Origin of the sequence: Myroides sp. C15-4 (assembly GCF_050522745.1) — a bacterium.
Taxonomy (GTDB): Bacteria; Bacteroidota; Bacteroidia; order Flavobacteriales; family Flavobacteriaceae; genus Flavobacterium.
The window spans coordinates 17,980-29,808 of the sequence record NZ_JBMVQX010000040.1; the positions used below are offsets into that span (position 1 = coordinate 17,980).

Here is an 11,829-nt window from a genome sequence, read left to right on the forward strand (position 1 = left end):
TAGAGGTGAAAATAAAGAAATAGGGAGCGAATACTTAGTTCATCGCCTTTACATACATTCCTTCTGTTAGCTTGTCAAATCCCGTTTTGATCACGCGATCTCCAATGTGCAAGCCCTCTGATACAATATAATTAGTTCCAGATACTCCATCTAATTGAATAGATTGAAGCTTCACTTTGTCTTCTGAATCTAAAATATAGACAAAGGTTTTATCTTGAATGGCTGTAGTGACTTCCTGTGGAATTAAAATTACGTGTGCTTTTGTCTCTTGTAATTTAACTGTTCCTGTATTTCCAGATCGCATCACATCTTGAGAATTGGGGAAAGAAGCACGCAAAGAGATCGAACCTGTATTTCTATTTACTTGCCCGTTTACCATATCGACTTTTCCTTTTTCACCATACTCATGTCCATCAGCCAAGATTAAGGTAACCTCAGGAAGAATTTGTCCAGAGGAAGTAATACGCGTACCCTCTGTTTTTTTTGCGTCCTTCGTAAAATAAAGGAAGTCAGACTCACTCATACCAAAGTAAACATACACTTCACTGACATCTGTTAGTACAGTAAGGGGTTCTTTATCGCCTTTACTCACTAAGTTTCCAATGCGTTTGGGCATACGACCAATGTATCCACTCACTGGTGCTTTGATGATGGTGTAATCTAAATTAATCTGTGCACTTGCCACTGCAGCAGTCGCTTTTGCTAAGGATGCTCTTGCGATTTCGTAGTTTGATTTGGCAGTTTCCAATTGCACTTCCGCAATCACTTCATTGTCAATCAACGGTTTTAAACGGTCTATTTCTAATTGCGCATTCTTTAATTTTGCTTTTTCAACATTTTCAGTAGCAATCATATTGTTTAACACCTCTTGATACGGTTGAGGATTAATTTGGAATAACGATTGTCCTTCTTGGACATAGGCACCCTCATCCACAAAAATCTTATCTAAAGTTCCTTCTACTTGTGGGCGAATTTCAACATTGATTTTTCCTTCAATATTTCCAATATAATCTTTAATCGTAATAGCGGTCGTTGTGTCAACTTGGATAATAGGTAATGCAATCGCATTTTCTCTTGGATCCAGTGTTTTGGAATTGCCAATGTTGCAGCTGTTAATCGCAACAAGTGTTCCGATTAGAAGCAAGGCTGCAAAACCAATAAAAAACACTTTTCGATTTGTTATCATTTTCATACTATTTATTTAATTGTTGTAGGTGATGAATTATTTCTTCGATGATAGTAGTTATTCAAGTAGAGTGCCAAAATAGTGGCAAAATGTAAATTAAAAAAAATCAAGATTATAAATAATTGATTTTTAGGTTTTTATGTTTTTTTTGAGTCATTGATAAATAAACGTTTTAAAAATAATGAATGGTAAAAAATCGTTGAAAGTTGGGGATGTGTTCTACAACTCTACATTTTATCCTATTCAATTTAGGAATAATTTTTGATTAAGGATGTAAATAATAAGCATAAAATTAACAATAAACAAAGGGAAGGAACGGCTTTATACGTCAAAAAATAAGGGAATACCCCATATAGAATAAGGGGATGGAGCGCTAAAAAGAGGAAGCTTTGCAAGCTCCACTTTTTGTATATTAAAATTATTGTGGTTATATTTATATATTCATCCGCAAGCTTTTTGGTTTTGTCAGGATGATTAATTCGCGCTAGACGAAGGTATAGTTGAAGGAATAACGAATAAAAAAGATAAATCCTTTGGCAATACAGCACAGTTTGGCAGTATTGTTTTTCTTAGTGGGTATGTCTTATGTGTTTTTTATCCCCTAGAACAGCCCCTCATAGTAGCCATAACTTGTGGATTTGCTTCTACATTTCTATCTGTTGGCAGCTTATACCTTGCAAATAGAAAAAAGGCAAATAGAAAATAAATATATATTGTAGTGTTATAAAAAAGTTCAGTGTCTTCGGATACTGAACTTTTTTTATTGCTTTTTTTCATTTTCTTCGACAAAAAAGATCGATTAGAAAAGGTTTAAAGGGAATTTCATTCAATATGCACCTAATTTAGGATATAAAAGAAGATAAGGAATACATTTTGTACCTGCATTGAATGAATTTTAAACCAAAGTAGGAGAAATGTTGACAAAAATATATGGAAGTGCTGTTTTTGGAATTGACGCAACGACAATTACAACAGAGGTAAATGTAGATCACGGGGTTGGTTATTATTTGGTTGGATTAGCTGATAATGCCATCAAAGAGAGTTCCTATCGAATTGCTGCAGCTTTATCCAATGTAGGGTATCGGTTACCAGGCAAGCGAATTACCATCAATTTGGCTCCAGCCAATATGCGAAAAGAAGGATCAGCCTATGATTTACCTATTGCTATGGGTATTTTAATTGCTTCAGATCAAATCAAAATGCGCCTCAATGAGGCGGACTATATCATCATGGGGGAGTTATCGTTAGATGGGGCATTACAGAGTATTAACGGCGCCTTGCCTATTGCGATCAAAGCAAAAGAAGAAGGATTCAAAGGTATTATTCTCCCCAAAGAAAATCAAAAAGAAGCTGCGGTTGTCGAAGGGTTAGCTGTTTATGGTGTGGATACTATTGAAGAGGTTATTGCTTTTTTTGAAGGAAGATGTGTACTCGAACCCTATCAGTTGGATTTTGCATGTGATGTGGCAAACCAAGAAGAGTATCTTGATCGGGATTTTAAAGATGTCAAAGGGCAAGAAAGCATCAAGCGCGCCATGGAAATAGCCGCATCAGGAGGACATAATATTATTTTAATCGGTCCACCTGGTTCAGGAAAAACGATGCTTGCCAAACGACTGGCGAGTATTTTGCCTCCCATGACGTTAGCGGAATCCTTAGAAACAACTAAAATTCACAGCGTGGTTGGCAAAGCGAAAGACAAGGGATTGATTCGCGTTCGTCCCTTTCGCAATCCGCATCATACCGCATCATCAGTCGCTTTGGTTGGGGGAGGTAGTTATCCACAACCAGGTGAAATCTCCCTTGCACATAATGGCGTACTCTTCTTGGATGAGTTGCCCGAATTTAAACGGGAAGTTTTGGAAGTGATGCGCCAACCCTTAGAAGATCGAGAGGTAACCATTTCTCGGGCTAAGTTTACCATTACCTATCCTTCTTCTTTTATGTTAGTTGCCAGTATGAATCCCAGTCCGAGTGGATACTTTCACGAACCAGGTGCTATGAACCAATCAACTCAAGTAGAAATGCAGCGCTATATCAATCGAATATCAGGTCCTCTATTGGATCGCATTGATTTACATATTGAAGTGACACCTGTACCTTTTGAGAAACTAGCTGAAAAGCAATTGGCAGAACCCAGTGAAGTAATTCGACAACGGGTTATAGCAGCGCGAAAAAAACAAATTCAACGGTTTGCTGATCATCCAGGAATCCATTACAATGCCCAAATGTCTACTGCCTTATTGCGCGAATATTGTGCGCTAGAACCTGCTTCTTTAACTTTACTCAAATCCGCCATGGAACGATTGAATCTATCTGCTCGGGCCTATGACCGAATTTTAAAAGTAGCCCGAACTATTGCCGATTTAGATAACCAAGACGGGGTGCTATCTCATCACATAGCGGAAGCTATTCAGTATCGCAGCTTGGATCGAGAAGGGTGGTTTCGATGAGTTAAGGGTTATGAGTTAAGGGTTATGAGTTAAGGGTTATGAGTTAAGGGTTATGAGTTAAGGGTTATGAGATGAACCGCGCAAATAACAAAACTCCTTATAACAGAAATTCTTTTTATTATTGAAAAAACTCTCATTACGTTCACTCATCACTCATCACGCTTCTTCTATGTTGTATCCAATAATTTGCTTGTATAGCGTAAAGTAGATGGAGAATAAATACGGCAACGTAATTAAGATTCCCACGACAAAGAAGAATAATCCAGAAAATACTAAAAAGTAATTGAGGACTACCGTTAAGATAATCGGAATAGGTTGTTTATTTACGACTTGTATACTTGTTTTGATTGCTGCTAAAGGCGTCATACGACCGAAAATAATTAGGGGCGTTGCAAATAGCGTTAAAATATTGATCAGCCAATTGATGATGACCGATACCATTTCGAGTTGGTATTCTTTGAGTAATACAGAGAAAACGGTAAAGAATAAGGTAATGAGTCCCTGAGCGATAAAAACATACAATCCTCTAAGGCTAAAAAAGTATTTAAAAACACTTAGAAAGCGCGGTGTTTGCCCTAGGGCAGCTTCTGCATTAATCTTGTAAAAACCGGCAATGAGAACACTGGCCAAAGCAGAAAAAAGGACTGCGGCAAGTAGATAGTAATACAAAAGGGGAGGTTGAGTGAGTTGATTGGTCAATTGCAATAATTGCTCTTGGATTTCTGCAGGACTAGCTGTTTCCTTGATATCGGTTATTTGCGTTAGGGCAATGGACCCCAAAAATGAAACAAAAAAGAAGGATAACAAGAGGCTTACAACAACAAGTAAGAGCGTTTTTTTGTAGTACATCGCGGCTTCGCGCATCACAAGAAAGGGCTGAATGTTATATCCTTCGTCTTTTATTCTTTGAATTGTTTGTTTTAAATGATTCATTCGTTTGTTTAAAGTGTGTTATTATTTGATGAAATCGAAGGTATTGCCTTGGTGGATGTCTCCGGTTTGGTATCCTTTCAAAAACCATTCCTTGCGTTGTTTGGAGGTACCATGGGTAAAAGAATCGGGATTTACGTGTCCAGATACTCTTTTTTGAATGGCATCATCACCAACGGCTTGTGCAGCACTTAATGCAATATCGATATCTTTGGGTTCTAAAAATTTTTGTACGTGTTTGGCCCAAACACCAGCGTAAAAATCCGCTTGAAGTTCCTGGGCAACCGAAAGTTTATTGGCTTCTTTTTTGGATAAGCGCTGCTGTTGTTCCCATACTTTGGCATTGGTGCCCATTAGGTTTTGGATGTGATGGCCTACTTCATGGGCGAGTACATAGGCAATAGCGAAGTTTCCTTCTTCTGCGCCAAAACGCTGGTGAAGTTCTTCAAAGAAGCGCAAGTCTATGTAAATTGTTTGATCTGCCGGACAATAGAACGGACCTACACTGGCTGTGGCATGACCACATTCGGTTTGTACTTCATCATCAAAAAGATTCAAAGTAGGCTCTTGGTAGATTTGCCCCATTTGATCAAAAATGCCGTGCCATACATCTTCTGTATAAGCAAACATATACGAAATCATTTTCCCCATTTCCTTTTCTTCTGAAGAAAGGGTACGTGTTTCTACTTGCTCTGTTGAGTTTCCTTGATTTAATTGTTCTAAAACTGGTGCAATTTGTTGCCCTGTTTCACCGCCAAATACAACGAGTAACATCGCGATGATTCCAATTAATCCACCGCCAATAGCCGTTTTACCAGCCATTGATTTTCCTCTATTGTCTCGTACGTTTTTGCTTGGTCTACCGTTTTCCCATTTCATAAGAGATCCCTATTTTTTCGTAAATGTATGAAAAAAGATAGAGATTGGAAATGGGGGATGGTAAATGGTGAGTGGTGAATGGTGAGTGGTGAGTGGTGAATGGTTAGTGGTGAGTGGTTAGTGGTTAGTGGTTAGTGGTGAGTGGTTAGTGGTGAATGGTTAGTGGTGAGTGGTGAGTGGTTAGTGGTGAGTGGTTAGTGGTGAGTGGTTAGTGGTGAGTGGTTAGTGGTTAGTGGTTAGTGGTTAGTGGTTAGTGGTTATGGTTATGGTACATACAACTTACAACTTACAAAGTACAACTTACAACTTACAAAGTACAACGAGCATCTACCATCTCCATAAAAAAAGCTTCCCGAGGGAAGCTTTTTTTTATGCCATTGTAGTGAAGACGTTTTGCACGTCATCATCTTCTTCAATCTTTTCTAATAATTTGTCTACATCTGCTTGTTCTGCTTCTGATAGCTCTTTTGTAACTTGTGGAATACGGTCAAACCCTGAAGATAAGATTTCGATGCTTCTGCTTTCCAATTCTTTTTGGATTGCACCAAAACTTTCAAAAGGAGCATAGATCATAACACCATCCTCGTCTTCAAATATTTCGTCGATTCCAAAATCGATTAGTTCCAATTCAAATTCTTCTAAATCTCTGTTAGGGTCCGTAGGGATTCTAAAGTTACAGGTATGATCGAACATAAATTCTACCGAACCTGAAGTACCTAGGGTACCGTTACACTTATTGAAATAACTTCTGATATTGGCAACAGTACGGTTGTTGTTATCTGTAGCACATTCGATTAAGAAAGCGATTCCATGTGGACCATAGCCTTCGAACATTACTTCTTTATAGTTTTCGGTGTCTTTATCCGTTGCACGTTTTATTGCACGCTCCACGTTTTCTTTCGGCATATTCGCTGCCTTAGCGTTTTGCATGACTGCACGTAATCGAGAGTTTGTTTCAGGGTTAGGTCCGCCTTCTTTAATAGCCATTACAATATCCTTACCAATTCTCGTAAACGTTTTTGCCATAGCAGACCAACGTTTTAGCTTACGTCCTTTTCTAAATTCAAACGCTCTTCCCATAATAATTTATAACTTGATTTAATTGTGCAAAAATAAAAGATAAAAAAAATATATCATAAAAAAGAGGGGCTTATTTTAAGCCCCTGATTTCTGATTGAATTATTTTTTGTAAAAGGGTGTTTTCACCACTTTTGCTTCAACGTCATTTTTTCTAATGCGGATATAGATTGCGCTACCTTCTGCTGCATGCTCAAGCGTAACATAGCCCATTCCGATTCCCTTTCCTAAAGAAGGTGACATCGTTCCAGAGGTAACTTTTCCAATGATCGTACCAGCTGCATCTACAATTTCGTAGTCGTGTCTTGGAATTCCTTTTCCTACTAATTCGAATCCTACTAATTTATTTTTCAGACCTGCTTCTTTTTGTGCTTTTAAGATATCAGCGCTGATGAAGTCTTTGGTGAATTTAGTGACCCAACCTAAACCAGCTTCTAATGGTGAAATTTCGTCGTTTAGTTCATTGCCATATAAGCAATATCCCATTTCTAAACGCAGTGTATCACGAGCCGCTAATCCGATGGGTTTGATTCCCCAGTTAGCACCCGCTTCGAATACTTTATTCCAGATCATTTCGATATCCTCGTTTTTCGCATAAATTTCAAAACCTCCAGAACCTGTGTATCCCGTTGCAGAAATAACCACATCTTTCGCACCAGCGAAAGTATCAATTGTAAAGTTGTAGAATTTAAGTTCAGTTAAGTTTACCGCTGTTAAGCTTTGCATCGCTTCAACTGCTTTAGGACCTTGAATAGCTAGGATAGAATAACTATCAGATAAGTTTTCAATCGTTGCATTTACATCATTATGTTGGTTGATCCATGCCCAATCTTTATCGATATTCGAAGCATTAACCACCATAAGGTATTCACTTTCATTTACTCTATACGTGATGATATCGTCAATTACTCCTCCTTTTTCATTTGGAAAGTAACAGTATTGTGCTTTTCCATCTACTAGCGTAGAAGCGTCATTTGAAGTAACTTTTTGGATTAATGGCAATGCATTTGGACCTGATAGTTTGAAAATTCCCATGTGCGATACATCAAATACGCCCACACCATTTCTAACTGTTTCGTGTTCTGCATTTACACCCTCATATTGAACAGGCATTGAAAAACCTGCAAATGGAACCATTTTAGCTCCTAAACCTTCGTGAATGTGATTTAAAGTTACTTGTTTCATCGTGTTGTATATCAATTATAATAATAGCGCTAAAGTAAACTAATTTTATTGGATTTGAAAATAGGAATTTATGTTCAATAAATACACGCTGATATTGAGATATTTATAAGATAATTAAGATAAAATTCGATAGTTTGTGTGGGAATGCTGTATTTTTTTTGAATTTTTGAAAAATACTTTTAAGCTTGGTTTTCAGTTCGTTAGGTTGTATCTTTGCGGTATATTTAAATAAAATAGAAACTATGGAAAAAGGATTAAAAATAGGCGCAATTTTATTGTTATTAGCAGGGATGCTAAGCTTGCCACAAGATTTTTATGAATTGACAAAATTCATCTTAATTGCATTATTCGGGATCCTAGCTTACAATTCACATGTGGAAGCAAATATTAAAGGTACAGGATTGTATATTGCTTTAATTATTTTGTTTCAACCTTTCGTTCCGCTTCCATTTGGAGCAACAGTATGGATGGTATTACACGGTGCAATCGTAGCTTTTCTAGCTGTAACCTTATTTACTACGAAAAGTAAGCTTAGCAAAGCTATTTAATGAAAAGTTAAAAAACAAGAAATATTTTAAAAAAAGTCATTCGCAAAGCGAATGACTTTTTTTTTGGAAAAGGGAGATGAGAAATGGGAGAAGGGTGATTTTTTCAATAAAAAGACAATTCGCTGGTTTTTTACTCGGTGTATCTCACCTAGTTTATATTTTGTTTTAGTGTTCGATGAACCTACACTTCGTTTCGGTGTATCTCACCTAGTTTATATTTTGTTTTAGTGTTCGATGAACCTACACTTCGTTTCGGTGTATCTCACTGCGTTTACATTTGTTTTAGTGTTTGATGAATCTATAATTTGTTCTTTGTGCGTATTAACGTATTCACAGATCACTTCTCACCACTCACCAATCATTAATTTTTTCTGTTTTATATGTTAAATAGAAGTTTATAGAAATTGTAAGTCTTGTTTTTTTACTAATATTTAATTTTTTTTATAATTTTTATATTAAAATATTTTATTATTAGTTTTTTTTAGTATATTGCATAGGGTAAATAAATGTATTACTGTATTTTTTATTAGTTGTTAAAAATGAGTATTTAGTCGTTCTTTTTTACTTTGTGGGGACTTGGTTTTAGAATTGAACAAATACGAAAAAAACAAAAGAGGCTGTCTGTTTAGATAGCCTCTTTTATTTTTAAGTGATTGGTTATTGGTGAACCGTAATCTGTAAACTCAACTGTAGACCGTTAACTGTCAACTATATTATAACGTAGTGTTTTTCAGGCGCAATGAGTTGGCAATAACCGAAACCGAGCTAAAGCTCATTGCAACTGCTGCAATCATGGGAGATAATACAATGCCAAAAACGGGGTATAAAATACCTGCAGCAATGGGAATACCAATACTGTTATATACAAAGGCAAAGAATAAGTTTTCCTTGATGTTTTTCATCACGTTATGACTCAAACGAATCGCTTGGGGAATTTTGTCAATTTCTCCTTGTAAGAGGGTAATTTCCGCACTTTCAATCGCTACATCTGTTCCAGTACCCATGGCAATACCTACATTCGCTTGGGCAAGGGCAGGAGCATCGTTAATTCCATCACCAGCCATAGCGACAATTTTTCCTTCACTTTGCAGTTTCTTAATTGCATTGAGCTTATCTTCTGGTAGTGCTTCCGCAAGAAATTGTTGAATCCCCAATTGTTTAGATACCGCTTGGGCTGTATTGTGATTATCACCCGTAATCATGATTACCTCAATACCTTGTTGATGTAGTTTTTCAATGGTAGTAAAGCTCGAAGCTTTGATCTTATCATGCATGACAACATATCCGAGTACCGTATGGCCTTCCGCAATATAAGAGATCGTTTTCCCCTCTTTTTGGATGGCAGTAACTTCCACACGTAATTCGTCGCTTATTGTCGCTTGTAAAGATTCCATTAAGGCTGCATTTCCTAAGGAAATTCGTTTTTTTTCCACGACCCCTTGAATTCCTTTACCCGTAACACTGGCAAATAGTTTTACAGGCGTTAGCGTCAGTTGTTTTTCTTTTGATGCCTGAGTAAAGGCCAAGGCTAAGGGATGCTCGCTATTTTGATTTAACGAGGCGGTAAGATGTAATAAAGCCGTTGCATCATAGTCTGTATGCGTTGATACGATCTTTTCAATGGACGGTTTTCCTTCTGTAAGCGTTCCTGTTTTATCCGTAATTAGAACATTAATTTTATTTGCGGTTTCAAGTGCTTCTGCATTTTTGATTAAGATTCCATTTTGAGCTCCTTTTCCGATGCCCACCATAATCGACATGGGGGTTGCTAAACCTAAAGCACAAGGACAAGCGATAATTAATACCGCTAGTGCATTGATAAACGCATAGGCTAATTTCGGTTCAGGACCTAAGAATTTCCATAAAAGGAAAGTTGCAATAGCAATGATAATTACGGTAGGAACAAAATAAGTCGATACCTTATCTGCCAATTTCTGAATTGGTGCACGGGAGCGACTGGCGTTGTTGACCATCTCAATAATTTGCGCCAATAAGGTGTCTTTTCCAACCTTTTCTGCTTGCATAACAAAAGAGGTGTTGCTGTTGATGGTTCCCGCTACGACTTTGTCCTGCTTCGTTTTTTCTACGGGAATAGGTTCTCCCGTAATCATGGACTCATCAATAGTTGCCTGTCCTTCGAGAATGATGCCATCTACTGGGATTTTCTCTCCCGGTTTTACGCGTAACTTATCGTGTTTTAAAATCGCATCGATGGCTACTTTTTCCTCTACATTGTCCGCGTTGATACGCGTTGCTTCTGTTGGAGATAGTTTGAGGAGCTCTTTAATGGCGCTATTAGTTCTACTGTGTGCCTTAGCTTCCATCACTTGTCCTAACATCACCAAGGTTAAAATCACCGCTACGGATTCAAAATACAGGTGAATGCCATGTTCGCCTTTAAAGTCTTCGGGAAATAAATTGGGAAAAAAGAGGGCAACCACACTAAATAGTAATCCAGCGGCTCCTCCCAATCCAATTAAGCTAAACATATTGAGATTCCACGTTTTAAAAGAAACCCAAGCGCGTTGGAAAAACGTCCAACAGATGTACACCACGGGAATCGTAAAAATCAATTGGATGTAATTGTTGAGGTGCATGGGAATAATCTTGCCAATCGGATCACCAGGTAACATACTTCCCATCGATAGAATGAAAACGGGTAAAGTAAAGAGAATGGCAAATTTTAGTTTGCGCAACATATCGGGATAGGTGGTATCTTCCGGCTCAATACTGATGGTTTTAGCAACTAAATCCATCCCACAAACGGGACAACTCCCCGGTTCATCATAGGTTTTATCCCCCTCACATAGCATCGGACAATAGTAAACGGTTTGTTCGATTTTTGCTGCGGGAATTTGTTCCAAATTCATTCCACAAACCGGACAACCGACATTGCTATCGTAGACCTTATCGCCTTCACATAACATCGGACAGAAATATTTACCCGCTTTATCCGCCATATCAGCTGGAATCTCTTGATGAAAGTGATCTTCCTCACTCAATTCCACAGGAGGTAGTACTTCTTCTGTGCCATCTGCTTGGGTAATAACTTCTTGTAAGATATACTGTCCCTTTTTAAGTAGGGCTTTTTGTAAAGTTAAGGTATCAATATCGTGATGTAAATCGAGAGTTGCTTGTTCGTGCTCCAATGAAACTTCAGCCTGCACACCCTTAATCTCGTTTAAGGTATTTTCTACTTTGGTTCGACAACCATTGCAGCTCATTCCACTTACTTTGTATACTTTTTTCATGCAATTAGGTGTTTTTTTAAAACACTAAGTTCGCTATTTTGTGGAGATTAAACGTTACATAATTTTTGTAAAGGGTTATATTTTTTTAGTTTATGGTTTATGGTTTACGGTCGACAGTTCGCACAAAGCACAACGAGCAAATAACAAATAATAGACAAAAAAACTTCTTATTACAGAAGTTCAGTTTACGCTTTACCTTAGTTTAGTTCGCGCAAAGCACAACGAGCAAATAACAAATAATAAACAAAAAAACTTCTTATTACAGAAGTTCAGTTTACGCTTTACCTTAGTTTAGTTCGCGCAAAGCACAACGAGCAAAT

Annotated in this window: 8 protein-coding genes; 2 read left to right on the forward strand and 6 right to left on the reverse strand. The window is 37.5% G+C overall.

What is annotated here, in order from left to right:
• Nucleotides 1-34 precede the first annotated feature (34 nt).
• The gene (locus tag ACPDHL_RS14340) at nucleotides 35-1,186 is read right to left on the reverse strand and encodes an efflux RND transporter periplasmic adaptor subunit (RefSeq protein WP_430533433.1); all 1,152 of its coding nucleotides are present in this window, start codon (nucleotides 1,184-1,186) and stop codon (nucleotides 35-37) included.
• A 914-nt stretch (nucleotides 1,187-2,100) separates the two neighbouring features.
• Here ACPDHL_RS14340 and ACPDHL_RS14345 point away from each other — a divergent pair.
• On the forward strand, nucleotides 2,101-3,639 hold the full coding sequence (locus ACPDHL_RS14345) for a YifB family Mg chelatase-like AAA ATPase (protein WP_430533434.1): 1,539 nt from the start codon (nucleotides 2,101-2,103) through the stop codon (nucleotides 3,637-3,639).
• A 156-nt stretch (nucleotides 3,640-3,795) separates the two neighbouring features.
• Here the strand turns inward: ACPDHL_RS14345 and ACPDHL_RS14350 are convergent, their stop codons facing one another.
• The 4 genes from ACPDHL_RS14350 to gcvT form a co-directional block, all read right to left on the reverse strand.
• Nucleotides 3,796-4,572 (reverse strand): hypothetical protein, encoded by a 777-nt coding sequence (locus ACPDHL_RS14350; RefSeq protein WP_430533435.1) that lies wholly within the window; start codon nucleotides 4,570-4,572, stop codon nucleotides 3,796-3,798.
• Nucleotides 4,573-4,593: 21 nt separating this feature from the next.
• On the reverse strand, nucleotides 4,594-5,448 hold the full coding sequence (gene ypfJ / locus ACPDHL_RS14355; RefSeq protein ID WP_430533436.1) for a KPN_02809 family neutral zinc metallopeptidase: 855 nt from the start codon (nucleotides 5,446-5,448) through the stop codon (nucleotides 4,594-4,596).
• 369 nt (nucleotides 5,449-5,817) lie between these two features.
• A complete protein-coding gene (locus ACPDHL_RS14360) occupies nucleotides 5,818-6,528 on the reverse strand; it encodes a YebC/PmpR family DNA-binding transcriptional regulator (protein WP_430533437.1) in 711 nt (236 codons plus the stop codon).
• Between the two features lie 99 nt (nucleotides 6,529-6,627).
• Nucleotides 6,628-7,710, reverse strand: a complete 1,083-nt coding sequence (gene gcvT / locus ACPDHL_RS14365) for a glycine cleavage system aminomethyltransferase GcvT (RefSeq protein ID WP_430533438.1) — start codon at nucleotides 7,708-7,710, stop codon at nucleotides 6,628-6,630.
• 242 nt (nucleotides 7,711-7,952) lie between these two features.
• Between gcvT and ACPDHL_RS14370 the strand changes: the two genes are divergently transcribed.
• Nucleotides 7,953-8,258 (forward strand): DUF6804 family protein, encoded by a 306-nt coding sequence (locus tag ACPDHL_RS14370; RefSeq protein WP_430533439.1) that lies wholly within the window; start codon nucleotides 7,953-7,955, stop codon nucleotides 8,256-8,258.
• A gap of 713 nt (nucleotides 8,259-8,971) precedes the next feature.
• Here the strand turns inward: ACPDHL_RS14370 and ACPDHL_RS14375 are convergent.
• Nucleotides 8,972-11,509, reverse strand: coding sequence for a heavy metal translocating P-type ATPase (locus ACPDHL_RS14375; protein ID WP_430533440.1), 2,538 nt, complete (start codon nucleotides 11,507-11,509; stop codon nucleotides 8,972-8,974).
• Nucleotides 11,510-11,829: the final 320 nt, after the last annotated feature.